Origin of the sequence: Kitasatospora sp. NPDC059146 (assembly GCF_042786665.1) — a bacterium.
In the GTDB taxonomy this organism is placed as follows: domain Bacteria; phylum Actinomycetota; class Actinomycetes; order Streptomycetales; family Streptomycetaceae; genus Kitasatospora.
The window spans coordinates 84199-106796 of the sequence record NZ_JBHZCY010000017.1; the positions used below are offsets into that span (position 1 = coordinate 84199).

General features: G+C 72.3%; 23 protein-coding genes and 1 pseudogene. 8 read left to right on the forward strand and 16 right to left on the reverse strand.

Features of this window, described 5'->3' with window-relative positions; genetic code table 11:
• Nucleotides 1-96 precede the first annotated feature (96 nt).
• On the forward strand, nt 97-618 hold the full coding sequence (locus ACFXPX_RS10580) for a hypothetical protein (RefSeq protein WP_380525412.1): 522 nt from the start codon (nt 97-99) through the stop codon (nt 616-618).
• A gap of 38 nt (nt 619-656) precedes the next feature.
• Here ACFXPX_RS10580 and ACFXPX_RS10585 read toward each other — a convergent pair whose 3' ends face one another.
• Nucleotides 657-1166 (reverse strand): DinB family protein, encoded by a 510-nt coding sequence (locus ACFXPX_RS10585; RefSeq protein WP_380525413.1) that lies wholly within the window; start codon nt 1164-1166, stop codon nt 657-659.
• 233 nt (nt 1167-1399) lie between these two features.
• Here ACFXPX_RS10585 and ACFXPX_RS10590 point away from each other — a divergent pair, with 233 nt between their 5' ends.
• Nucleotides 1400-2212 (forward strand): class I SAM-dependent methyltransferase, encoded by an 813-nt coding sequence (locus ACFXPX_RS10590; protein WP_380640552.1) that lies wholly within the window; start codon nt 1400-1402, stop codon nt 2210-2212.
• A 365-nt stretch (nt 2213-2577) separates the two neighbouring features.
• Complete coding sequence (locus ACFXPX_RS10595) at nt 2578-3210, forward strand: polysaccharide deacetylase family protein (protein WP_380640554.1); 633 nt, start codon at nt 2578-2580, stop codon at nt 3208-3210.
• A 68-nt stretch (nt 3211-3278) separates the two neighbouring features.
• On the opposite strand, the gene ACFXPX_RS10600 is transcribed toward ACFXPX_RS10595, so the two are convergent.
• Complete coding sequence (locus ACFXPX_RS10600) at nt 3279-4091, reverse strand: hypothetical protein (protein WP_380640556.1); 813 nt, start codon at nt 4089-4091, stop codon at nt 3279-3281.
• A 264-nt stretch (nt 4092-4355) separates the two neighbouring features.
• Between ACFXPX_RS10600 and ACFXPX_RS10605 the strand changes: the two genes are divergently transcribed.
• On the forward strand, nt 4356-5009 hold the full coding sequence (locus tag ACFXPX_RS10605) for a hypothetical protein (protein WP_380640558.1): 654 nt from the start codon (nt 4356-4358) through the stop codon (nt 5007-5009).
• A complete protein-coding gene (locus ACFXPX_RS10610; RefSeq protein WP_380640560.1) occupies nt 5006-5353 on the forward strand; it encodes a SpoIIE family protein phosphatase in 348 nt (115 codons plus the stop codon). The genes ACFXPX_RS10605 and ACFXPX_RS10610 overlap by 4 nt, the downstream gene beginning before the upstream one ends.
• A gap of 101 nt (nt 5354-5454) precedes the next feature.
• On the opposite strand, the gene ACFXPX_RS10615 is transcribed toward ACFXPX_RS10610, so the two are convergent.
• On the reverse strand, nt 5455-6564 hold the full coding sequence (locus ACFXPX_RS10615) for a peptidoglycan recognition protein (protein ID WP_380525418.1): 1110 nt from the start codon (nt 6562-6564) through the stop codon (nt 5455-5457).
• A 251-nt stretch (nt 6565-6815) separates the two neighbouring features.
• Between ACFXPX_RS10615 and ACFXPX_RS10620 the strand changes: the two genes are divergently transcribed.
• Nucleotides 6816-8075, forward strand: coding sequence for a hypothetical protein (locus ACFXPX_RS10620; protein ID WP_380640562.1), 1260 nt, complete (start codon nt 6816-6818; stop codon nt 8073-8075).
• A gap of 306 nt (nt 8076-8381) precedes the next feature.
• Entirely contained in the window at nt 8382-10352 is a 1971-nt protein-coding gene (locus ACFXPX_RS10625; RefSeq protein ID WP_380640564.1) for a family 20 glycosylhydrolase, read from the forward strand.
• Between the two features lie 104 nt (nt 10353-10456).
• Here ACFXPX_RS10625 and ACFXPX_RS10630 read toward each other — a convergent pair whose 3' ends face one another.
• The 3 genes and pseudogenes from ACFXPX_RS10630 to ACFXPX_RS10640 form a co-directional block, all read right to left on the reverse strand.
• On the reverse strand, nt 10457-12376 hold the full coding sequence (locus ACFXPX_RS10630; RefSeq protein WP_380640566.1) for an NAD-dependent epimerase/dehydratase family protein: 1920 nt from the start codon (nt 12374-12376) through the stop codon (nt 10457-10459).
• A gap of 439 nt (nt 12377-12815) precedes the next feature.
• A pseudogene (locus ACFXPX_RS10635) lies at nt 12816-13488 on the reverse strand (response regulator).
• On the reverse strand, nt 13485-13790 hold the full coding sequence (locus ACFXPX_RS10640; RefSeq protein ID WP_380640568.1) for a hypothetical protein: 306 nt from the start codon (nt 13788-13790) through the stop codon (nt 13485-13487). Before ACFXPX_RS10640 ends, ACFXPX_RS10635 begins: the two are co-directional and overlap by 4 nt.
• Between ACFXPX_RS10640 and ACFXPX_RS10645 the strand changes: the two genes are divergently transcribed.
• The gene (locus ACFXPX_RS10645) at nt 13789-14169 is read left to right on the forward strand and encodes a hypothetical protein (RefSeq protein ID WP_380588982.1); all 381 of its coding nucleotides are present in this window, start codon (nt 13789-13791) and stop codon (nt 14167-14169) included. The genes ACFXPX_RS10640 and ACFXPX_RS10645 overlap by 2 nt on opposite strands.
• Before the next feature lie 188 nt (nt 14170-14357).
• Here ACFXPX_RS10645 and ACFXPX_RS10650 read toward each other — a convergent pair whose 3' ends face one another.
• The 10 genes from ACFXPX_RS10650 to ACFXPX_RS10695 form a co-directional block, all read right to left on the reverse strand.
• On the reverse strand, nt 14358-14759 hold the full coding sequence (locus ACFXPX_RS10650; protein ID WP_375894884.1) for a DMT family transporter: 402 nt from the start codon (nt 14757-14759) through the stop codon (nt 14358-14360).
• Nucleotides 14760-14805: 46 nt separating this feature from the next.
• Nucleotides 14806-15126 (reverse strand): SMR family transporter, encoded by a 321-nt coding sequence (locus ACFXPX_RS10655; RefSeq protein ID WP_360235350.1) that lies wholly within the window; start codon nt 15124-15126, stop codon nt 14806-14808.
• A gap of 176 nt (nt 15127-15302) precedes the next feature.
• Nucleotides 15303-15965, reverse strand: a complete 663-nt coding sequence (locus tag ACFXPX_RS10660) for a DsbA family protein (RefSeq protein WP_380640570.1) — start codon at nt 15963-15965, stop codon at nt 15303-15305.
• Nucleotides 15962-16450, reverse strand: coding sequence for a nucleoside deaminase (locus ACFXPX_RS10665; RefSeq protein ID WP_375894890.1), 489 nt, complete (start codon nt 16448-16450; stop codon nt 15962-15964). Before ACFXPX_RS10665 ends, ACFXPX_RS10660 begins: the two co-directional genes overlap by 4 nt.
• A 295-nt stretch (nt 16451-16745) precedes the next feature.
• On the reverse strand, nt 16746-17969 hold the full coding sequence (locus ACFXPX_RS10670; protein WP_380640572.1) for an IS701 family transposase: 1224 nt from the start codon (nt 17967-17969) through the stop codon (nt 16746-16748).
• 299 nt (nt 17970-18268) lie between these two features.
• On the reverse strand, nt 18269-18937 hold the full coding sequence (locus ACFXPX_RS10675) for a TetR family transcriptional regulator (protein WP_380640574.1): 669 nt from the start codon (nt 18935-18937) through the stop codon (nt 18269-18271).
• Nucleotides 18938-19557: 620 nt separating this feature from the next.
• Nucleotides 19558-19833: a DUF6253 family protein gene (locus ACFXPX_RS10680; protein ID WP_375894897.1), complete on the reverse strand. Its 276-nt coding sequence runs from the start codon at nt 19831-19833 to the stop codon at nt 19558-19560.
• Nucleotides 19830-20639: a maleate cis-trans isomerase gene (locus tag ACFXPX_RS10685; RefSeq protein ID WP_380525427.1), complete on the reverse strand. Its 810-nt coding sequence runs from the start codon at nt 20637-20639 to the stop codon at nt 19830-19832. Before ACFXPX_RS10685 ends, ACFXPX_RS10680 begins: the two co-directional genes overlap by 4 nt.
• A gap of 10 nt (nt 20640-20649) precedes the next feature.
• A complete protein-coding gene (locus tag ACFXPX_RS10690; RefSeq protein WP_380525428.1) occupies nt 20650-21324 on the reverse strand; it encodes a transglutaminase family protein in 675 nt (224 codons plus the stop codon).
• A gap of 17 nt (nt 21325-21341) precedes the next feature.
• On the reverse strand, nt 21342-22460 hold the full coding sequence (locus tag ACFXPX_RS10695; protein ID WP_380525429.1) for an acyl-CoA dehydrogenase family protein: 1119 nt from the start codon (nt 22458-22460) through the stop codon (nt 21342-21344).
• Between the last annotated feature and the right edge of the window lie 138 nt (nt 22461-22598).

Consider the following 22598-nt stretch of genomic DNA (forward strand, 5'->3'; position numbering starts at 1 on the left):
TATCCGGGGCGACCGGCTCCTCCGCACGCCCACCGTCTCGCCCCGGCTGCCCGTCCGTACCCGTCCCGTCCCCGGCCCGCGAAGGGATCAGCAGCTGTGAACCGTACGACCGTAGGTGGGCCGGAGCTCGGGGGCGGCCGGGGCGCCGGAGGCGTCCTCGTCCTCGTCGACCCCGCCGGGGCCGCCGATCCCGCCGGGGCCGCCGGTGGAGCAGGGGGCGGCAGCCCGGTCGCGGGGCTGCTCGTCCAGGAGCTGCGCCCGAGCGTCCACCTGCGGACGGACGACTTCCTCCGGGTCATCCGCAACGGCCAGGTCCCGCCGCAGCTGCCCGGGGCCGACCGGCAGCAGGCCACCGCGCTCGCGGCCACCGCCCAGGCCGCCTTCGCCTACGCCACCGGCGGCTACCAGGTCGTCGTCGAGTGCGCCGACGCCCCGGCGGCCCTGGACACCTTCCGCCGCGAGAGCCGCACCACCGGCGCGGCCCTGCACTACGTCGTCCTCACCGGCGCGGCCCCCGCCACCCCGCACGAGCTGGACACCACCGACCTCACGCCGGAGACCACCGCCAAGTCGGTGCTGGCGGCCCTCACCGCCCGCACCCACCTGCTCGGCTGGTAGCCCGCCACCCCGGCCCCAGGCCCCTACGCCCCCAGGGCCTACGCCCCGACCGTGCCGTCGATGGCCTCCCGCAGGAAGTCCGCGTGCCCGTTGTGCCGGGCGTACTCGTGGATCAGGTGCAGCATCACCAGCCGCAGCGACACCTCGGCCCCCCACCGCGCCTGGTAGCCGGTGACGTCCAGCGAGGGCGCCGCCAGCTCGATCCGGCGCGAGTGCTCGACCTCGGCCCGCCAGGCGGCGAAGGCCTCGGCACGGGTGGCCCCGGTCGGGTCGTAGGCCACCTGGTAGTCCCCGTCGGGGGACCAGACCAGCGGGACGTCCTCGCCGTCGATCACCCGGCGGAACCAGGTGCGCTCCACCTCGGCCATGTGCCGCACCAGCCCGAGCAGGCTCAGCTCGGACGGCGGACTGGAGCGCTGCCGCAGCTGTTCGTCGGTCAGGCCCTCGCACTTCATGGCGAGGGTCGCCCGGTGGAAGTCCAGGAACTCGCGCAGCATCTGGCGCTCGCCACCGGTCAACGAGGGTACGGGTCGGTCGTCGGTGCTCATGCGGGGTCGTGCTCCTCGCGCTCTGGCCCTGGGGCGTGTCCGGTGGATCGGGCCGGTCCGATCGGCCACCGGCGGACTGTAGCGAACCCACACCCCCTCGGACACCGGGTTTCCACGCCCCGTCAACCCCGAACCCGCCCCGTCACGTACCGTGTTCGGACCACCACAGGTTTGGGTACGTACCTCGGCGCGCCCGACCGCCGGGCGCCCACGAGCAGGAGACCCGACGGCCCATGGACCACAACCACATCCCCCCGACAGTGCGCCGCACCTACGGTGCCGACGACCTCAGCACCGCGCCGTCCTTCGCGGGCGGATTCATCAACTTCGGTGACTGGCACGGCATCGACCTGACCGCCCCGTCCGCCGAGGACCGGGTGCACAGCCAGGAGCAGCTCTACCGCCGGGTGCTGAACGCCTTCCCGGAGCCACGCGGACAGCTGCGCCTGGCGGAGGTCGGCTGCGGCCGCGGCCTCGGTGCGGCGCTCGCGCTACGGGAGTTCCGCTTCGTCTCCGTCACCGGTGTCGACATCCACCCCGACCAGATCGAGCGCGCCCGCGCCGTCAACGCCCGCGCCCTGGCCACCTACCCTGACCGGCTCGCCTACACCCTCGGCTCCGCCGCCCAACTCCCCTTCGCCGACGCCACCCTGGACGGCGTCTACTCCGTCGAGGCCGCCCAGCACTTCCGCGAACTCGGCGGTTTCGCCCGCGAAGCCGCCCGGGTGCTGCGCCCCGGCGGCCGCCTGGTCGTCACCACCTTCTTCGCCGCCCCCGGCCCCGAGATCGCCGAACGCCTCAAGATCCTCCTCGCCAGCTTCGCCGACGGACTCGACGTCGCCCACACCCTCGACGGCTTCACCGGCGACCTCACCGACGCCGGCTTCACCGACATCGGCACCGAGTCCATCGGCCCCGACGTCTGGCCCGGCCTCGACCGCTACCTCGCCGACACCGTCCCCAACGACCACTGGACCCGCAACTTCCTCCCCGCCTGGCGCCACGGCCTCCTCGACTACCACCTCCTCAGCGCCACCCGCACCTGACCCGCCCCCACCGCCCACCAACCCCGGGCCTGCCCGCACCCCCCGCGGACAGGCCCGGGGCAGGACACACCCCACAGCTCCGGGGGCCCCTGCCCCCCAGCGGTCGACAGCGCCCCGGCCGGTCTGCCATTCGGGTGAAAAGCTCCGGGTTGGCCGGGCGCGGATGGACAGCCGGTCCATCGCTGTCAGAATCTCATTTTCCTTGAACTCCATCCGATACACGCGGTGCCGCCCAGGAGCTGGAGCAGAACGTGCGATTCATCCGACCACGCAGCATTCCAGGTCAGGCGACCGGCACAATGGCGGGGCATTTTCCGTGGACGCTGATGTACCACTCCGTGGCGATCGCACGCGACGACCCCTATATGATCACCGTTTCCCCCGCGCGCTTTCGTCGCCAGCTGCGCTGGTTGTCCTCGTGGGGCCTGCGCGGGGTGGCGGTGGAAACCCTGCTGCGCTGCCATCGGGAGGGCACCGCTCGGGGGTTGGTCGGGCTCAGTTTCGACGACGGGTACCGCGACTTCACCGAGGAGGTCATGCCCGCACTGGTGGAGTACGGCTTCACCGCGACGGTCTACGTGGTGGCCAGCCGACTGGGCGGGTACAACGACTGGGACCAACTGGGCCCGCGCAAACCACTGATGACGGCACTCCAGGTCCGTGAGGTCGTCGCCGCCGGACTGGAGATCGGCTCGCACGGACTGACGCACCAGCGCCTGGCGGGCCTCGGCGCCCGGGATCTGGCGGCCCAGGTCACCGGCAGCCGCCGTGCGCTGGAAGACCTCACGGGGCAGGAGGTCGCGGGGTTCTGCTACCCCTACGGCTCGCTCGACGCCGCTGCCGTGGCGGCGGTGGCGGGAGCCGGCTACAGCTACGGGTGCGCGGTCAGCCCCGGAGCCCACGGCGGGCGGTACGCGATTCCCCGTGCCTACATCGGCGACCGGGACGGGCCGCTGCGCATGATCGCCAAGCTGGCGCGCGACCGCTGGCAGCGCTGACAACTCACTGCTGAAAACGCACAGTTGACGGCCCACGGGTGTCCGCGGAGCCGGAGCTCGCGACGCGATCAGGAATCGGCGGTGCCGGGTTCCAGCCGCAGCCAGGACTCGTGCCAGAGCAGTGCGCACTGGCGGTCGCAGCCGTTGGCCACCGGCTCGCCGCCGCAGCGGAGGCCCCGGAGGATGAACCACCGTCCTCCGGCGGGCCGTTGCCACCACGCGAGCGACCGGTGGCGCAGCTCGAAGGCTCCGTGGCGGGTGCCGACGTGGCGTTCCATGCCGGGCTGGAAGGGCACGCCGTCCAGGCGGCCGTCGGCCCCGAGGGTCGCGCTGATCTCCGCGAGACTCCGCACGGTGGCCCATCGCGTGGCCGGCCGGGCGGGCGGGAGCGGCGCGGAGGCCGGCTCCAGCCATGCGTCGCGGAACAGCAGGGCGCAGTCCAGTCCGCAGCCCTGGGTGCCGTCGGCGCCGTGACAGGTGGCGCCGGCCAGGGTGACGGTGTCCGCCAGGCGCCGCATGCGGTAGTGGTCGTCCACCATGCGCCGCACGACGCGCTCGACGCGGTGGACCCCACCGCAGAACGACCATTGGCTACGGGTGAACCAGAGCCCTCGATGCCGGTCCTCGGCGTCGAGGGTGGCACGCACCGCCGCCTCGTCCTTCACCCGGACCCAGTCCCCCACGGAGAAGCGGGAGGGCCGGCCGGGTGCGGGAAGACCGCTCCGGCTCTCGCGCAGGTCCTCGAAGGCGAGCCGGGCGCGGCGGACGACACCGAGCGGGGGGAGGTCGCACAGGGGGAGGTTCTTGTACTGGCACCGCTCCGCCGCCGTTCCGCAGCGCATCCCCGCGGCGCCGTCGAACCATGATGTCTCTGCGGTCATCTGCGCTTTCCCGTCGGGTCGGAAATATTGACACAGGGTAGCGCGACGCGGCCTTTCCGGACGGACTCACCGAGCCTGCCCGAGGGCATTCCCAGCAAATGATACTAGTCATATCGACGATATCCCCGAGAATTTCTTCCTCACCCTCAGAACCCTTTGTCCAAGGCGCCCGATGCGTCCGAGGCGATCGTGAGGCCGGCCGTACTCCGGGTGTCGAATGCGCGCGGGGAGCGATCGGATCCGCCGTTCCTCTAAGGTCGCGGCATGTCGACTCCGACTTTCTCCACACGCGGCCTGGTGCTGACGGTGTCGGCGCTCGGGGTACTCGCGGGAACGGATTTGCTCAGCAGGTCGGCGCATTCCGCCGCCCTGGCGATTTTCGCGCCCGCCCTGGAGTCATCGGTGCTCCAGGCCGTCCCGTGGGCGGCCTTCGTCCTCCATCTGGCATCGATCGCCGTGCGGACGGTGCTGGAGCCGCGGCGGGACCTCGCCGCAGGTTGCGGACGGCTGCTCACGGGCCCGGCGGTCAGCTGCCTGGCGGCCGTCGTGGTCCTCGGGGGCGTCGCCCGGCTGCGCAGGGCACGCCGCCGGGCACCGGGGCCGACGGTGGGTCCGGTGCGGCGCGGGGTGCTCCGACCGCCCGGCCGGGTGGGGGACCTGGCCGTGACGGTTCGGCGGGTGTCGACGGCCGAGCCCGGCCAGGACCGGGGCGTGCTGTGCGAGGTGCTGGAGACGCCGTTCGGGGTCCGGATGGTGATGGGCGATGTCCGGGGTGGCGGCCGGCCGGCGGCGGTGCGGGTGATCGCCAGGGTGGCCGGGGAGATCCGGGAGGCCGCACAGTACGAGCCGTCCCTGGCCGGGGTGGCGGCCAGGGCGGAGTCGTGCGTGTCCGGGCGGTGGCGGCCGGTGTGCTCGTGACGGCCGTGTTCGCGGAGTTCTCCGGCGCGGCGGAGGTGCTGCTCCTGTCGTACGGGCATGCGCCGTTGCCGCTGGTCGCCCACGACGACGGCGTGCGGACCGTGGCGTGCGAGCCGGGCCCGCCCGTGGGCCTGGCCGAACTGACCCTGGGCGAGCCGCTCTTGCGTCAGGAGCCCTTCGTCCTGGGGCAGACCCTGGTGGTGTGCTCCGACGGTGTCGCCGAGGCCCGGGGATGCGGGGGCGCGGGCCCCCGCTCGCGGAACGCCTGGCGCGACTCACCGGAACAGGCGGGTGGCGGGCGGGCGGGACGGAGGAGCGCGCGGACCTGCTGTGTGCGGATCTGACGGCCTTCACCGGGAGGGAGTCGGACGGTGCCGCCGTGGTCCTCCTGGTGGAACGGGTACGGTCCGCCGACGGGTAGCCGCGTCGACGGGCCGCCGGCTCGTCAGCCCTGGAGGCGGGCCGCCGTGTCGCGGATGTCGGGGAGTCGCTGGTACAGGGCGTCACCGGGGCATTCGGTGGCGAAGCCGTCGCGGTGGCCGGAGATGGAGGCGAAGTCGACGACGGTGCCCTTGGGGTAGAGGCTGCCGTCCGAGCCGGAGGTGAGCTGGGCCGATCCGTCGGCCTTCCACCCGCCGAGGTCGAGCTTCCAGGCGGCGATCTTGGCAATGCCGTCCTGCAGTTCCTGCGGCGGATCGTCCTTGCTGAACGTCCCGATGGCAGCAATGCCGGAGGAGTTGGTGTTGAAGCCGAGGGTGTGGGCACCGAGCACGGGCTGGTTGACGCCGCCGGCCCGGCCCTCGTAGATGGTGCCGCAGCGGTCGACCAGGAAGTTGTAGCCGATGTCCCGCCACTTGTTGGTCTGCACGTGGAACAGGTAGATGCCCCTGATCACCTTGGGCGCGTCGGAGCAGGCGTAGTCGGTGGCGGTGTCGGTGTGGTGGACGAAGGCCACCCGGGCCGAGCCGGTGTACACGAAGCCCGCTTCGCGGATGGACTCGTCCGCACCCCAGCCCTTCCGGGTGACGATGCCGGGGCGCGGAGCCGTGGGGGCCTCGGGCCCGGCCGCGTGTTCGGTGAGGGGCTGGTCATCGGCGGCCGCGGCTCCCTGGCCGGGGTCGACCAGGTCGACCCGCAGTCCGCGCGGGAGACCGGCCGGACCGGGGTGCACGTCGACCGCGACGCCGTTGCTGTGTCCGACCCACAGCGGGGCGGTGGAACCGCGCTGGGCGGAGTCGGGCCCGTCGGCACCGGTCTCCAAGGTGTGCCAGTCACCCCAGCGGCCGGTGGCGGCATCGCGGGTGCGGACTCGTACGGAGCCGCCGGCCAGGGCGGTCGGGGGGCCGTCCCAGACCACGCCGAGGAGGTCGAACGCGCGGGTGGCCCGGGGCGCGACGGCTCCGCCGGAGGTGAGGGCCACCGAGGTGACCGAGCCGCCTCCGGCGGAGGTACGCGGCGCCGGGTCGACCGAGCTGTCCGTAGCGACGGCCGGGGGCTGGAAGAGCAGGGTGGCGGTGCAGCCGGCGAGGACTGCTGCCGGGATTGAGATCCTCATGTAAGGGATGTTCAGGGCAAATCACGATCCCCGCATGTCACCGTCGGGGCCCGTGCGGTCACGGTGGGCATCCGTGGCCGGGACGGCGACGGGGCGCCGGCGCGGGCGGTGGTGCGCGGAGCGCGGGCGGCAGTCCCCCGTTCTCAGCAATTCATTGGGCCAGGCCGGTTAACTCGCGGCGGCGCATTTCGCCTCCCGATGGTAGAAGCGCGTATTCAGAAGATCCGTTTTGCGGATCATCCAGGAGCGTCATGCGAACTCGAATCACCACCCTGGTCCTGTCGGGCCTGACGTCGTCCGCCCTCCTCTGGGGCGCCGGCGGTGTGGCCCACGCCTCCCCCGCCATCGACCACAGCGTGACCGTCGACTCGTCGCAGGCCCAGGGCGAATGGGTCGACAGCATGCTGCGGCTCGCCCAGGAGAGCGGTGTCCCATCGGACGGCACCTGGAGCAGCGGGAGTAACGGCGACCTCCAGTCGATGCAGGTCGTCCGCCCGGCCCACCGCGCCGACGCCGGCGAAGGCACCGAGCCCGAGGGCATCGCCCCCGAGGGGATCACGCCCGAGGGACTCGTGCTCGACGGCCAGGCGCCGGGTTCGGCGCAACCGGACGACTCGACCAGGCCCGGCGCGCAGGGCCAGCCGATGGAAAAGGCCCCGGATTCGGCCCTGTCCGAAGGCGCCTGGGACAACGGCGGCAAGCCCTGCGACCAGGCCCCCGGCCACGAGACCCACGGCCACGTTCCCGGCCCCGGCGGCTCCGACTGCATCTGCGTGCCCGAGACTCCCGGCGCTCCCCCGCACGGCGAGCACGGCGAGCACGGGGAACACGGCGAGCACGGGGAACACGGCGAGCACGGCGAGCACGGCGAGCACGGGGAACACGGCGAGCACGGCGAGCACGGGGAACACGGGGAACACGGCGAGCACGGCGAGCACGGCGAGCACGGGGAACACGGCGAGCACGGGGAACACGGCAGCTCGGAGCAGAACCAGGGCCAGAACGGCCAGCAGAACCAGGGTCAGGGCCAGGACCAGAACCAAGGCCAGAACCAGGGCCAGGGTCAGGACCAGAACGCCCAGCAGAACCAGGGCCAGGACCAGCACGTCGCCGTGACCGTCGTCGTGCAGAACACCGTGGCCAACAATCTGAACAACAGCGCCAACAACAGCGCCACCAGCAATTCGAACAACTCCGCGCACAACAGTGCCCAGAACTCCGCGCTCAACAACCAGTCGGCCTCGCAGGCCAACAACCTCTCCAACCACCAGAGCCAGGCCAACCAGCAGTCCGCGTACAACCTGAACAAGATCAAGCTCGTCGCCAAGGAGGTGCCGTCGCACCCGCACACGCCGGCCCACCACGGCGGCGGCGAGCAGCACCACTACAACCACCACCACGGCGAGCTGGCCCAGACCGGCGCCCCGAAGACCCCGGTCCTCCTCGGCCTCTCCGCCGCGTTCCTCGCCGCCGGCGTGGGGGCCCTGCGGCTCAGCCGACGCCGTTCCTGATCGGACCCGTACGCGGGGAGGATCGACCACCCGGCACTTCGTCCATGAACAGGCCTCCGCCAGGCAGTTGACCTGGCGGAGGCCTCTTCGTGTTCGTTCCGGAGTCCGGAGCCGTCCCGCCGTCCACTCTCACCCGATCCGGGCGGTTCCGGCGGTTCTGCACCGCGAAATCTCAGCGAATGGTCCAGACCTCTCTTGGCGGCCCGGCCGGGGCGCCTCATCATGGCGGCACATCGTGCCACCCGGCGGCCGGAGGCTCACACCCGCGCGCCGTGCACGCCCCCCACCCCACCCGAGGTCACCCCCATGCGGCTCAAAGCCCTTCTCCTCGTCGGAAGACCGGTCTGCCTGCCACTGGTCTCCGCGCTCGCCCTGCTGCTCCCCACGGCGTCCACTGCCGCCGCTGATCCCGTCCCGGTGAACGCGGCGCCCGCCGTCGTCCCCGCCGTTCAGCAATGGACGGGCGGCAAGGGGCGGGTGGTGCTGGCCGACCACCCCCGGGTCGCCACCCCCGTCGACTCCTCCCCCGAACTTCGCCACCTGGTAGGACAATTCACCGGTGAAGCGGCTGAGATGACGAACCATCAGATCGATCCCGTGGTGGATGCCGGCGGTGACGGTGACATCGTCATCCAGGTCGACCCGGACGCGGACTTCGGGGCGGCCCTGCCCCGACTCAGGGCCGAGGCCTACCGGATCGACACCGACCGCGGACTGGTCACCGTCACCGGGGCAGCGCAGCAGGGCGCCGTCGAGGGCACCCGGACCCTGCTCCAGATGCTCGCCGGCTCCGCGGACCACCGCAGCCTCCCGGTCGGATCCGTCGTGGACTACCCGAACTACGCCCTGCGCGGGCTGATGCTCGACGTCGGACGGCGCTACTTCACCCCCGAGTTCATCCGCTCGTACATCCAGTGGATGGGCTACCAGAAGCTCAACACGCTCCAACTCCACCTGAACGACAACGAGATATCCCCGGCGAACTGGTCGACCGCGCAAGCGGCGTTCCGCCTCAGGAGCGACAACCCCGCCTTCGCCGGACTGGCCGCCGCCGACGGCTCCTACACCAAGGCGGACTGGGACTCCTTCGAGGACACCGCGGCCGCGGTCGGCGTCACCATCATCCCGGAGATCGACGCACCGGCCCACGCCCGGGCGTTCACCAGGTTCAAACCGGGGATCGGCCTGAACAAGGGCGACTCCGACGAGTTGGACCTCTCGAAGCCCGCCGCCACCGACTTCATGAAGTCCGTCTACGCCGAGTTCACCCCGTGGTTCCGGGGCCCGACCGTCGGCATCGGCGCCGACGAGTACAAGGGCCCGGCCGCCGACTTCAAGGGGTACGTCAACACCATCGCCCCCTACGTCCGGAGCCTGGGCAAGCAGGTCACCATGTGGGGCAGTCAGAAGGGGATCTCCGGCGGCGGCGCCGGCTACGACAAGGACATCACCGTCGACAGCTGGAGCAACGGCTGGTACGGCCCCCAGCAGGCCATCGCCGACGGCTACGCCAAGGTCATCAACTCCAACGACAACCTGCTGTACGTCGTGCCGTTCGCGAACTACTACCACGGCCAGGGTCTGGACGGGCGGGCGATCTTCGACAGCTGGCAGCCCAACGTCTTCTCCGGCGACCAGAGCCTCGCCCCGCAGGACCCCCACCTGCTCGGTGCGATGCCGGGAGTCTGGAACGACCTGGTGCACGAGGACTACACGGAACTCCAGGTGCACGGCCTGATCGAGAAGAGCCTGCCCGCCCTCGCCCAGAAGATGTGGTCCGGCACCAGGGCCGGTACCGACTACCAGGCGTTCCTGGACACCGTCCGCGCCGTCGGCCAGGGCCCCGGCACCGGCTACCTGCCCGACACCCTCGGGTCCGACGACGTCACCGCCGACCTCGCCCTCGGCCGCACCACCACAGCGTCCTCCACCGAGGGGGCCAAGTGGCAGGCCTCCAACGCCACCGACGGGCTCGCCGACACCCGCTGGTCGAGCAAGCGCACCGACGGGGAGTGGCTCCAGGTCGACCTCGGCACGGTGAACACCGTCAGCGCCGCCACCCTGGTGTGGGAGGCCGCCTACGCCCGGGACTACGACCTCCAGGTCTCCACCGACGGCACCACCTGGACCACCGTCTCCCAGCAACGCGGCCGCACCACCGCCGGCACCGACACCCTCACCTTCACCCCCACCGACACCCGCTACGTCAGGATGCAGGGCATCCACCGCGGCACCGCCTACGGCTACTCCCTCTGCAGCCTCCGCCTCGGCAACTGACCGCCCCGCACCCGGACGGGTCGTCCGCCGCCGCACCGGCCGGTGGACGACCCGTCCGGGCCTCCGGGCCGCCGGACGACCCCGTACCCGGCGGCGTGTGCCGATCAGTCGACGTGGAGTTCCATCCACTCGGCGAGGGCCGCGAGCCCCTGGTCGAAGCCCGTACGCGGGGCCCAGCCGAGCGCCGTACCGCCGCGGCGCGGTCCGCCGTTGCGGGATGCCGCGGTGGTGGCGGCCATGACCGGGCGGCCGCTGTCGAGCCGCGCCGCGGCGAGGGCGATGTCCTCGGTGGTGAGGCGCTCGTCGCCGGTGATGTTCATGATCCGGTGGACGGGCGGCGCCTGGAGGGTGCGGTCGACCGCGTCGACCACGTCGTCGATGTAGACCGGCCGCCAGGTCTCCGTCGTCTCGTCCCCCGTACGGTCGGCCCGTGGCGGCAGGGTGCGCCGCAGGGCCTGCTCCACGACGGAGCCGTCGAGCACCTCCGGGCCGAAGACCAGTCCCAGCCGGAGCCAGTGGACCGTGGGGGCGGGTGTCCGCACCCCGTCCGGGGCCATGGCGGCCGGCCACAGCGGGCGGTCCGCGGCGGGTCCCCAGCGCAGGGCCAGGTCCACGCTCGTCGGATCGCCGACGCAGACCACCTGCGGCACCCCGGCCTTCGCCGCGCCCGCCACGACGTTCTCCACCCGGGCCCAGAGCCGGCCGATGTCCGCGGCGCAGGAGTCGGCGGTCTCGGGGGAGAGCAGGTGGACGACCGCGCTCGCGCCCGGGAGCACCGGGTCGAGGGCCTCCCGCCGCACGGGGTCTGCGGCCAACTCGCGCACGCCCGGGTAGTCGTGGACCAGCAGCCGGGGCGCGACCGCGGTGACCTCCCAACCGGCGTCGGCGAGGCGTCTGGCGAGCGCCGTGCCGATCGGCTCGTCGGCACCGGTGAGGACCAGTCGTCGGGCCCGCCGTCGGCGCCGCGGTCCCCCGCCCCCGGTGTCCGGGGGCAGCCGGGCCCCGCGGGCGAGACCGGCCCGGTAGGCCTCGCGGGCGACCTCCAGGAGGCTGGGCCGCAGCTCCGCGAGCGTCAGCCAGTCGACGGCGGCGGACAGGCCTCCGACTCCCACCGTGGCCAGGCCCCGGTCGGTGGCGGCGCCGTCGGTGCTCCGCTGCGACGACTCGTCCGGGGGGAGACGGGCGCTGGTGACCACGCCCATCAGGAACGCGGTCAGCCAGTGCCTGGTGGACAGTTCCGGGCCGATGCGCTCGACCAGTTCGGTGGAGGCGTCGGAGTTGAGGCCGAACAGCAGTCGCAGCCGCCGGTCGTAGCGGGCCGGGTCGAGGCCGAGCCGGGCGAGGTAGTGGTGCGCCGGGGAGGTCGCCCAGCCACTCCTGATCCGGGTCGCGACGTGGACCCCGCCCCGGACGAAGAAGGGGACGGCGTCCAGTGCGGCGAGCCCTGGTGCCCGGCTCCAGCCGGTGTCGACCTCCGCGTCCTGCGGCCGGGACGACGGCGCGGGGTCGTCGACCGGGTGGAACGGCAGGGGGAACCGGACGTGCTCCGCCGTGGCCAGGTAGGTGGGCACCCCGAAGGTCCTCAGGTAGCGGGCCAGGACGGGACCGTGCCCGGTCCGGTGGGTGCGGCGGGTGGCGTAGCGGACGAAGCCTTCGGCCCGGCCGGTCGGCAGGACCAGCGCCGTGGTCGGTACGGCACCCACGACACCGGGCGCCCAGCGGTGCCCCGTCAGGGCGGCCATCCGCACCGCGGCCGCGGCGGGCGTGTCGGGGTGGGCGTGCAGGACGAGCGCGGCCTCCGGCGCGGCCCGCACGGCCGCGCTGACCCGCGCGTGGAAGTCCTTCCCGAGGACGGCTCCCTCTTCGATCAGCACGTGGTGGGTGGATCCCGGTGGAGGGGTGGACCAGGCGCGGATCGCGGCATTCGATCCGTTGATCCCCCGCGCCGTCACCACGGCGTACGGTTCGGGCGAAGCCCGTTCGGCCAGCTCCCGGGCGGAGGCCTCCCGTTCCGGCCTGGCCATGACAACGCCGCTCAACCGAATGTGCACGGTCAGGGAACTCCTGTTCTCAAGAGGTGGCGCCGGGGGTCCGGCTGTGGTGGAAGTGGCCCCGTCCCGCCCCGGCGCACGACCGACCGTCAGTCGCGCGCGCCCACCTCACCGCGGGGGTGTGCACCCCGCCGCGACCGACCGGCCCCGGGGAGCGTCGGCTGTTCCGGGGAACGCGGTGCACGAGATTCGAACAGAGGTCTACACCAATTCAAAAAGTCCGGCCCTCGTTGCACCATGTGCACCGGCCCGCGACCCGGACGGCGGCCTTGATCCGGACCAACCCGATCCTAGGTTCGGCGGGGACGGGATTTCGCGGGCCGACCGGCCGGAACGACCGTGCCGTTCGGCAGAGGCCGGAGCGGCCGGACGGCCGGCCGGGGACGGGCCCGGGAGTCGTCCCGACGGCGGTTCAGACGCCGCGCAGCAGACCCGCGTCGCGGGCGACGACGGCGGCCTGCACCCGGTTGGCGCACTCCAGCTTGGCCAGCAGGCTGCTCACGTGGGTCTTCACCGTGCCCGCCCCCCAGGTGCAGCCGCGCCCCGATGTCGGCGTTGGAGGCGCCGGTCCCGAGCAGCGCGAGGACGTCGCGTTCCCGGGCGGTGAGGCCGGAGAGCCGGTCGACCCCCTGGCGCGCGGGAGCCGGTTCGTCGCCGGACGCGCTCGCCGCGAGGTACCGGTCGATGAGGTGCCGGGTGACCCGCGGGGACACCACCGGCTCACCGCGCACCACCGTCCGGACCGCCTGGATGAGCTCCTCCGGGGGGCTGTCCTTGAGCAGGAAGCCCGCCGCGCCCGCCCGGAGCGCCCGGGCGATGTTCTCCTCCTTGCCGAAGGTCGTCAGCATGACGACCTTCACCGCGGGGGCCAGCTCGGCGATCCGTTCGGCCGCCGTCAGGCCGTCCGCGCCCGGCATCCTGATGTCGAGCAGCGCCACGTCGACCGGGATCCGGGTGGCCAGCCGGACCGCCTCGTCGCCGTCGCGGGCCTGCGCCACCACGTCCATGTCGTCCGCGCACCCGAGCACGAGCCTGATGCCGGCCCGGACCAGGTCCTGGTCGTCGGCGAGCAGCACGCGTATCACGATCCGGGGCCTCTCGGGACGGGGATGTCGGTGGGGATCACGGTGTCCTCGACCAGCCGGTCACCGAGGAAGCAGTACCGGTGCACCGCCAGCCGGGTCGCCCCTTTGTCACCGTAGTCCGGAAAGTACTCGCACCCGGCACCGGCCGGCGGCTCGGGCTCCTGCCCCCGGACGGCCGCCCGCGCGAACGGATCCCCGAGGCCGTGGTCACGGACGAAGGCCTCGCGGGACGGTTCGGCGGACGGCGGCAGCGGCGCCGCGCCTCCGCGGTACGGGACGAAGACGAATAGGAGGGACTCCATGCACCTGGCACAGATCGTTCTCGTGGCGGAGACCGCCCTCGTCCTCGTCGGGGTGGGATGGATGCTCCTCGCGGTACGCCACCGTACCCGCATGGCGGGCGCGACCCGGGCCCGGCACGAACTGCTCGCGCCCACAAGGGAACTGCTGTCGGCAGCGGCCCTGGGCCTGGGGACAGGATGGGCGGTGACCCGGCATGAGGTTCCCGACCTGCTCTCGCTGGCGATGCTCGGCGTGCTGCTGCCCGCCACGGCCGGAATGGCCGTGGCGCTGATGGTCGGGCAGCGGGGCGTGCCGACCCGCAGCACCCGCGGATGGCTGGTGCTGACGGTGCCGCTCCTGGGCGGCGCCACGGCCGGGATGTACCCCTCGCTGTTCTGACACCGGCCCCCCGGCACGAGGAACGCGAGAAGGGCCTCCTGGCCGTCCGATCGGATTCCGACATCCGACCGGCCACCAGGAGGCCCTGAACCACACCCCGGCCGCTCCGCACCCCACCCGGTCGGGACCGGGCCGGGGTGCGCCTCACGAGCGGCGCGGCGGCTTCCCGCACCGGGGCGGCGCGCCCGTCACGCGTCCGCGGTCTGGACCTCACGCGGCGCGGCGGCGGTCTCGGCGGACTTCTGCGGCCGGTCGGCGAGCTTGAGCCAGACCACGCCGGCGATGATCACGGCCAGCCACACCGCCTTGGCCGGGGTGAGGCTCTCGTCGAAGACGACGGGCCCCAGCAGGGCCGCGCCGACCGACCCGATGCCGGCCCAGACGGCGTAGCCGATGCTGACGTCGATGGTGCGCAGCGCGGCGCTCAGGGCCCAGAGGGTCAGCAGGAAGAAGACGACGGCGACCAGTGACCAGGTCAGCCGGGTGAAGCCGTGGCTTCCACCGACGGCGAGCGCGTAGCCGACTTCGAAGCCGCCGGCGAGCAGGAGCATGATCCACGGGTTGACCGAGTTGCGGCCGGTGTCGGACATGTGCACGGGTCCTTTCGGGAGGTGGAGCCGGGTGGGGGCGGGAGGATCAGGCAGCGCCGCTGAGCTGGAGGCCGACGACGCCGGCGATGATGACGGCGATGCCGACGGCCTTGCGCCAGTTCAGGCGCTGGCCGAAGAGCAGGGCGCCGAGGAGGGTGATGCCGACGCCGGCGACGGAGGTCCAGATCGCGTAGCCGACACCGACGTCGAAGGTCAGCAGTGCCTTGCTGAGGAAGAAGGTGCCGAGGGCGCCGGTGATCAGGGTCACGGCGGTCCACGTACGGTTCTTGAAGCCTTCGGCCTTGCCGGCCGCGATGGCGACGGCGATCTCGAAGATGTCCGCGATCGCGAGGTAGAACCACTGCATGGCTGGTCCTTTCGTTCTTGGGAGGTCGGCGTTGACGGGGAGAGGTGGAGCGGGGAGAAGACAGGGAGAACAGGGGGAAGCGGTAGATCAGGGGAAGCGGGGGAACGCGGGAAGGCAGAGGGAACGCAGGGGGGAACGCGGGGGGGGAAGGCGGGGAGCCGGGCGTCAGGGCCGGTTCAGCAGCCGTCGATCCCGCAGGCGGGAGCAGCGTCCCCGAGGGCCTCCTGCTCGGCCTGGGCGTCGAGCACGGCCTTGCGGATCTGGGCGACGGAGGGCACGCCCTCGATGCGGTGGCGTCCGTCGATGATGATCGTGGGCGCGACGGAGACCCGGTTGGCCTCCGCGTCCCGCAGCGCCGCCCGGTGCGCCTCGGTGTACCGGCCGGAGGTCAGTGCCTCGGCGAAGTCGGCGCTGTCCAGGCCGAGTTCGGCGGCGATGTCGGCGAGGACGGCCACCTCGCCGATGTCCCGGTTCTCCTGGAAGAAGGCCCGCAGCACCCGGGGGGTGTACTCCGCGGCCCGGCCGTGCTCGGCCGCGTACCGGTAGCCCTCGAAGGCCAGCCGGGTGTAGGGCTGCGGCGAGACCGTCGGGAGGGTGATGTCCACGCCGAGGCGGCGGGCCATCGGGTAGACGGCTCGGTCCCAGATCGCCGGCAGGTAGTCGTCCTCCGGGCGCAGCGTCGGGGTGGGGTGGGGCCGCAGCTCGAACGGCATCCACTCGATGTCGACGTCGAGGTCGCGGGTGGCCTCGTGCAGCGGGCCCTCGGCCAGCATGCAGAAGGGACAGACGTAGTCCGACCAGACCTTGATGCCGATCCTGCCGGTTGCCGTTCCGCTCACGGCCGCCCCCGCTCCATGGTGAGGAAGTCCTCGAACGGCGCCGTGCCTTCCGGGATCTGGATCGAGGTGACCTTGATCGGCCAGGTCTCCGGGTCCTCGGCGAAGATCGAGTACGAGCTGGTGTAGTCGAAGCCGTACCGCGCGGCCGTCTTGCGGTCGACCACGTTGACGATGTGGCTGACGCTGAAGTACAGCGACGCCATGTAGCACAGGGCGCAGGGCTCGCCGGAGGCGATCAGGGTGGATCCGGCGGTGGCGTGCAGTCCGTACTTGGCGGCGGCCGCCCGCAGTGCGGTGACCTCGGCGTGCGCGGTGGGGTCGTTGTCCTCGCGCACCCGGTTGACACCGGTGCCGAGGATCCGGCCGCTGTTGATCACCACACCGGAGAACGGGATGCCGCCCTTGGCGACGTGCTCGCGGCTGATCCGTACCGCCTCGCGGGCGTACTCGGTCAGCTCGCTCTCGGAGAGTTCGGAATAACGCAACGCTGCTCCCCCGCTCAGACCGCGGTCGCGGTGTCGACGGTGGGTGCCGTGGGATCAGGCATGGAGTCCCCAGGTAGTTGCTTGTATGTACATGTTGTTTTTGCCCGTGAGAACCTCAGGCGGACAGGTAGAGCTTGCATGAACATACATCTTGCTGTCAATCGCCGGCGGTGAAGAACTTCGCCTGACCCACGCTCATCAGCTCATGCCGGCACGACAATTGGGGCATCGTCGACCCCGCGCCGAGCGCATCGGGCGTGCCGGGAGGGGTCGGCGGCGCGCCCGAAGCGACGGCTCAGACTGCTACGGGGTACCCCAGGGAGGCTTCCCGGACCCACCGGGAGCAGGGCACGAGCGGCGGCCTCGCCAGACCGTCGCTTCCGGCGCCCGGGCCGGGGCGGAAGGCCCGCATGCCGAGGTCGGCCGCCAGGCGGCTGTAGGTGAAGGCGGCCGAGACCAGGGCCATGTGGTGGTGCCACCCCGGGAACGAGCGGCCCTCGAAGTCCCTCAGCCCGAACCGCCGTTCGAGCAGCTCGACGGTCTCCCCGGTCGCGGCGTGCCGTTCCGCGTACTCCAGCAGCTCGTCGACCGGCCGGTGCACCATGCTGGTGAGCCAGAGCTGCCCCGCACCCGTCGCGTCCTCGTCGGGCTGGGTGAAGAGCCGGAACGGCTGCGGTCTCTGGTCGGCCGCGACGGCGCCGGGGACCTGCACCAGGCCGTCGCGCACGGACGCCCAGCCCGCTCTGCAGACCCCGGAGCGCACCTCTGGGCACCGCTCGCTCACCGTCCGGGCCGCCGCGGCCACCGGCCGGCGGGAGCCGGAGGCCTGGTGCTCCAGCGGGGCCAGCGGGAAGCTGTCCGGGATCGCGACCGCGAAGTCCAGCCCGCGCCGGGTCAGTCCCTCGACGAGCCGGCGCGAGTCCAGGTAGCCGTCCAGGTCGACCACCACCGGGACCGGGTCGTACTGCGAGGCCTGCGCCATCTGGTCGATCAGGTTGAGGAGTTGGCCCTCGCACGAGGCGGTGGCGGTGTGCGGGATCCGGGCCTGCTCGCGGAGCGGCCCCTGGGCGGCCCACGTCTCCGGCAGGAACAGGCACCAGCCCACGGGGAACTCCCCCGCCTCCGTCGACATGAAGACCGCCATGCCGATCTGGCAGTTGACGGTCCGTCCGGTGTGCGGGATGAAGCGGCGGTGCACCCCGCAGGACTTCTCACCGCGCTTGGGCAGCACCACGGGGGCGATCGTCCAGGCCTTGGGCCGGGCCCGGTCCTCGACCCACTGCCGGAGCTGGTCGCAGACCGGATCCCACTCCCAGGGGCTCTCGTTGACGAACTGGTGCAGGGCCTGCGAAGCGGTCGGGGAGTCGCTCGACACGGCCGCCAGCCGGCGGATGGACTTCTTCCCGGGCGTGCTGAGGAGGCCGTTGACGTAGGTGTGGGCCCACTTGCGCTGGTCAGCTCGGCGCAAGTGGCCGAACAGCTGGTCCGTGAACTGGGTGACGGAGTCCCATCCCCTCATAGCTACCCCTCCCGTGTTGCGGCTGCGGCTTTCACACAGATCCACCCACACTAAAGAATGAGCACTATTTTTTTCTCGGGTAAAGGACTTCCGGTCGCCACTTCGCCAACTCGATACAAAGCCCTGGCGCGAATCGCCCGCGCCCGGCCCGGGGAAGGGGCGGCCGGGGTCGGCGGTCCGCGCGGGAAATGGAATCGCCCCCGCGGATCCGGGCACGGCACGCCCTGCGGGACATCGGCCCCGCAGGTCAGGGGCGTGCCGCCGGGCGTGCCCGCGGTCGCCGTACGTCTACCGCCCGGTCACCCCTCGTTGCGGGCCGCGTCGCCCCGGGACGGGGCGCGCAACCGCGGCGGGGCGGGCGTCCGGTCGTGCTCGCAGGGGTCGGAGCCGTCCTCCGGCCGGGCGCCGAAGCCCGCCCCGGCCCGCCGCCACAGTCGGCCGAGCTCGTGCTCGACGACGCTGACCGGGCGGCCGGAGCGCAGCTGCGCCTCGGCGCCGGCCAGCAGGTAGGCGACCAGCAGTTCGATGTCGGCGAGCTCCGCGTCGGTGGTGCCGCCCGCCCGGGCCAGTTCCAGCGCGTGCAGCAGGGCGGGCCGCCAGGCCTGTTCCCAGGCGCCCTGCGAACCGGGGCACTCGTGCGCGAGCCGCATCGCCGCGTGGGCCCGGACGTCCTGCTGGAGGAAGGCCGCCAGCAGCTGGGTGAGCCGGCTGACCGCGGCCAGCCCGGGCGTCGTGAGCTGCTGGACCTCGTCCAGGGCCGAGGAGGTCGCGGCCGCCCCCGCCCTGAGCACCTCCTGCGCGAGGTCCTCCTTGGTCAGGAAGTGGAAGGTCAGCGCACCCGAGGTGACCCCGGCGGACTGGCTGATCCGCGCCAGGGTGGCGCCGGCGTAGCCGTGCCGGGCGAACTGTCCGGCGGCGGCGTCGATCAGGGCGGAGCGGGTCTGCTCCGCGCGGGCCTGCCTCAGCACTGCGGCGCGCGCCGGTACCGCGCGACGGGTGCGGCCGCGGACCGTTGGACGCCCCAGGGACTTCGTGTGAGCTGCATGGCCCCTCCGGCTCGTTCGTGCACCAGCCCCCGTGACGACGCGGCAAGCATACCCCGGTCCCGGCGGCGTCCTGACGTATCGTCGAACTCGCGTTCACCTGGCTCGACCTGCGGCGATCCCCTCCGCGCCACCGGGAACCGGGGCGTGGTGGAAGCGTGGCCGGAGCGTGGCCGAGACGTGGCGGAAGCGTGGCCGGGCGGGGGCGTGACGGTCCTCGGGAGGTTGCGTGAGGCCGAGTACGGCACCGCACCCCGGGGCAGGGAGGCCCGGGGTGCGGTGGATCCGGAGTGCCCGGGAAAACCGCCGGGTGCGCGGCGGGCCCGACGGGCGGCGGGAGGATCCATTCCGATCGGCGGCGAATAGGCATTGACCGAATAGCGAATTGCGATAAGCGGGTCGAGCACCGGCCGGGCGGCCGGGAAAAGCGGAGCGCCGGGTCCCGTTATCTCACCGGGACTTCACAAATGACCGCACCCTCCGCGGGCGCCGCCGGCCGACGGACGGGCGGCACCGAATGGCGGACGCCGCGGAATGGGCGGACGTCACCGAATGGCGGGCACGTACGAGTCGTCCACCCGACCGTCCGCCGTCGCCGGGTCGAAGGTCGTCGCGGGCGCCTCGTCCCCGCGCGAGCCGTTGCGGCGGTCGTACCGCAGGAAGTCCGACAGCTGGTCCGTGCGCCGCAGGTGCCCCTTGACCAGGACCACGCCGAACAGGTGGTCGCCGTCCTCCCGCCAGCAGACCAGCGGGATGCGGTAGGTGTCGCCCTCCGGCGTCCCGAAGACGGCCTCGTAGGCCTGTGCGTCCAACAGGCTCACGCGTGGCCGTCCTTCGGGGTCGTGGTGAACAGCTGTCCGTAGTCGGTGATCTCCTGAGCGGTCCCGGCGGCGCCGGCCAGGTGGAGGGCGTGCCAGAGGATCACCTGGTTCGCGGTGACGACGTTGAACCCGAGCTCCTCCTCCAGCGGCTTGATGGTGCCCACCGCCCGGATGCCGTTGCCGGCCACCAGGACGGCGTCCGGCCGGTGCTCCGCCACCGTGCCGCGGATCCAGGCCGACAGGTTCTCCGGCGTGATGGCCTTCTGGTTCGACGGCAGTCCGCAGGGGGCGTGGTGGACCACCTCGTAGCCGAACTCGCGGAAGTAGTCGGCTCCTTGGCCGGAGAGCGAGTCGGTGAACCACGGCGGGTTCACCAGCGCGATCCGGCGGGCGCCCAGGGCGTCGAACGCGGCCCGGGCGGCCTTGGTGGTGCCGGTGATCGGCAGCCCCCGGGTGACGGGCAGCAGTCGCTCGTACAACTCCCGTTCGCCCTGGGCCTTCAACGCGTAGCTGGAGGAGGTGAACCCGAGCGTCAGGGCGTGCAGCGGGGAGGCCGCGAGCAGTTCGACGGCCTGGTCCAGGTACGGGGCCTGGACGAAGGACAGGATCGGGTCGTACGGGATCTTCTCGTCCATCTCGCCGCCCGCGCGCATGGCGGCGAAGTGCACGCGCGATCCGTGGACGGAGACGGAGGCGGGGGCCACGGCCTGCAGTTCGGCCTCCGGGCCGACGTCGGCGTGCGGCACGACCACGCCGATCCGGGTCGAGGCGTCCCATCCGTCGACGGGCGGCGGGGTGCTGGTCATGGGGGTTCTCCTACCGGGTGAGGGTGGACTCTTCGGCGAGGCGGCCGCCGTGGACGGTGCCGGTGCCCGTGGTGTCGAGGAACTTGGGGTGCTTGCGGCGCATGGTCTCGATGACGAACTCGTAGGGGAGGTCGTCGAAGCTGCCGTGGTCGGTCAGGAACTCCATCGCGCCGCCGCCGTCGTGGGGGTGGTGGAGGCTGTCGTTGACGCCGTCGAACTCCAGGGCGCGCATGCCGTAGAGCTTGCAGAGCAGCTTGTTGAACACCGGGGTGACCTTGATCCACTTGCCGTCCAGGTACACCTGGGCGAGCGAGTGGAAGAACACGTCGCCGCCGATGTGGGACAGCAGGCGGGGCGAGGCCAGGTGGTTGCGCACGTCGCCGTAGACCAGCCGGGAGGGGATGCCCAGGGCGCGCACCCCGGCCGCGTACAGCGCGGCCTTGTGCAGGCAGAACCCGGACTTGGTGGTGGCGGTGGTGGAGGCCCGCAGGCCCTCCCGGGAGAGCGGGGCGCCGTAGACCTCGTAGTCGACGCCGTCGCGCACCGCGTAGTACAGCTCGATCGCGTTGGTGCGCCGGTCCGCCGAACGGTCCCGGACGGCGTGGTCGACGAAGGCCTGCACCGCGTCGCTCTCGTGGTCGAGGAACTCGGTGGAGCGGGTGAGGTGGTCCAGTGTGTCGGTCATGTCGGGATTCCCGTCGGTCAGAGTCCAGCCAGCATGGCGATCCGGTTGCGCTGGATCTCGGAGGTACCGGAGTAGATCGTTCCGGCGATCGAGTTGCGCAGGTCGCGCTCGACGCCGAACTCGGTCAGCACGCCGCGGCCGCCGTGGATCTGCACCGCGTCGAGCGCGGTCTGCACGTTGGCCTCGGAGACCACCGTCTTGGTGGCCGCGAGGTCGAACGCGGCGTCCTCGTTCCGCTCGACCTTGGCGCCGGTGTCGGCGAGCCACTTGCGGGCCGTCTCCACCCGGATCTTCATGTCCGCGATCTTGTGGGAGATGCCCTGGTAGGAGCTGATCGGCCGGCCGAACTGGCGGCGCTCCTTGGCGAAGGCGATGGTCTCCTCCACCCGCCGGGTCATCTCGCCCAGGGTGATGGAGAAGCCGAAGAGCACCTCGCGCTTCATCACGTAGTCCAGGACCCGGAAGCCGGAGCCCTCCTGCCCGACCCGCTGGGAGACCGGGACGCGCAGCTCGTCGAAGGAGAGCGTGCCGATCGGGCTGGTGCGCAGGCCGATCTTGTCCATCGCGGGGCCCACGGTCAGGCCGGGGGTGCCGGCCTCGACGAGCAGGGTGGTGAGGCCGAAGGGGCCGGGCTTCCCGGTGCGGACGTAGAGCAGGAACAGGTCGGCGACCGGGGCGTTGGTGATGAACATCTTGTCGCCGCTGACCACGTAGTGGTCCCCGTCGCGGCGGGCGACGCTGGCCAGGTTCATGGCGTCCGAGCCACCGGAGCTCTCGGTGATCGCGTGGGCGGTGATCAGCTCACCGGACATGATCCGCGGGAGGTACTTCTCCTTCAACTCCTGGGTCGCGAACCGTTGCAGGGGCACGCCGACGGACACGATCTGGGTCGAGGCGGAGAAGGACAGGCCCGCGTCCCGGGAGGTGTGGCCCAGTCCCTCCAGGGCCCGCATCGTCCGGGTGAGGCTGTGCCCGGCGCCACCGAACTCGGGCGCGAAGTGCACCCGCAGGAGTCCGGTCTCCCGCAGGGCCTTCCACTTGTCGTGGGGGAACTCGCCTGCCGCGTCCAACTCGCTGGTGTTGGCGTTGAGTTGCTCCGCCCACGGGGCGGTGAGGTCGAAGAGGTCATCGTCCATGGGGGGTCCTGGGGTCCATTCCGGGGTCGGTCGTGCTGCGGAGGATCGGGGTCGTGCCGTGGCGGGGGGCCACGGCCCGGCCCGGCCACGGGCTCGGGGCGGCGCGTGGCCGGGCCGGGTCCGGTCCCGGCGCGGAGC

Bases quoted from the DNA above. Each gene is read 5' to 3' on its own strand.
- ACFXPX_RS10585 (WP_380525413.1), bottom strand. From the start codon at position 1,166: ATGAGCACCGACGACCGACCCGTACCCTCGTTGACCGGTGGCGAGCGC.
- ACFXPX_RS10590 (WP_380640552.1), top strand. From the start codon at position 1,400: ATGGACCACAACCACATCCCCCCGACAGTGCGCCGCACCTACGGTGCC.
- ACFXPX_RS10595 (WP_380640554.1), top strand. From the start codon at position 2,578: ATGATCACCGTTTCCCCCGCGCGCTTTCGTCGCCAGCTGCGCTGGTTG.
- ACFXPX_RS10600 (WP_380640556.1), bottom strand. From the start codon at position 4,091: ATGACCGCAGAGACATCATGGTTCGACGGCGCCGCGGGGATGCGCTGC.
- ACFXPX_RS10605 (WP_380640558.1), top strand. From the start codon at position 4,356: ATGTCGACTCCGACTTTCTCCACACGCGGCCTGGTGCTGACGGTGTCG.
- ACFXPX_RS10615 (WP_380525418.1), bottom strand. From the start codon at position 6,564: ATGAGGATCTCAATCCCGGCAGCAGTCCTCGCCGGCTGCACCGCCACC.
- ACFXPX_RS10620 (WP_380640562.1), top strand. From the start codon at position 6,816: ATGCGAACTCGAATCACCACCCTGGTCCTGTCGGGCCTGACGTCGTCC.
- ACFXPX_RS10625 (WP_380640564.1), top strand. From the start codon at position 8,382: ATGCGGCTCAAAGCCCTTCTCCTCGTCGGAAGACCGGTCTGCCTGCCA.
- ACFXPX_RS10630 (WP_380640566.1), bottom strand. From the start codon at position 12,376: ATGGCCAGGCCGGAACGGGAGGCCTCCGCCCGGGAGCTGGCCGAACGG.
- ACFXPX_RS10645 (WP_380588982.1), top strand. From the start codon at position 13,789: ATGCACCTGGCACAGATCGTTCTCGTGGCGGAGACCGCCCTCGTCCTC.
- ACFXPX_RS10640 (WP_380640568.1), bottom strand. From the start codon at position 13,790: ATGGAGTCCCTCCTATTCGTCTTCGTCCCGTACCGCGGAGGCGCGGCG.
- ACFXPX_RS10650 (WP_375894884.1), bottom strand. From the start codon at position 14,759: ATGTCCGACACCGGCCGCAACTCGGTCAACCCGTGGATCATGCTCCTG.
- ACFXPX_RS10655 (WP_360235350.1), bottom strand. From the start codon at position 15,126: ATGCAGTGGTTCTACCTCGCGATCGCGGACATCTTCGAGATCGCCGTC.
- ACFXPX_RS10670 (WP_380640572.1), bottom strand. From the start codon at position 17,969: ATGAGGGGATGGGACTCCGTCACCCAGTTCACGGACCAGCTGTTCGGC.
- ACFXPX_RS10685 (WP_380525427.1), bottom strand. From the start codon at position 20,639: ATGACCAGCACCCCGCCGCCCGTCGACGGATGGGACGCCTCGACCCGG.
- ACFXPX_RS10690 (WP_380525428.1), bottom strand. From the start codon at position 21,324: ATGACCGACACACTGGACCACCTCACCCGCTCCACCGAGTTCCTCGAC.
- ACFXPX_RS10695 (WP_380525429.1), bottom strand. From the start codon at position 22,460: ATGGACGATGACCTCTTCGACCTCACCGCCCCGTGGGCGGAGCAACTC.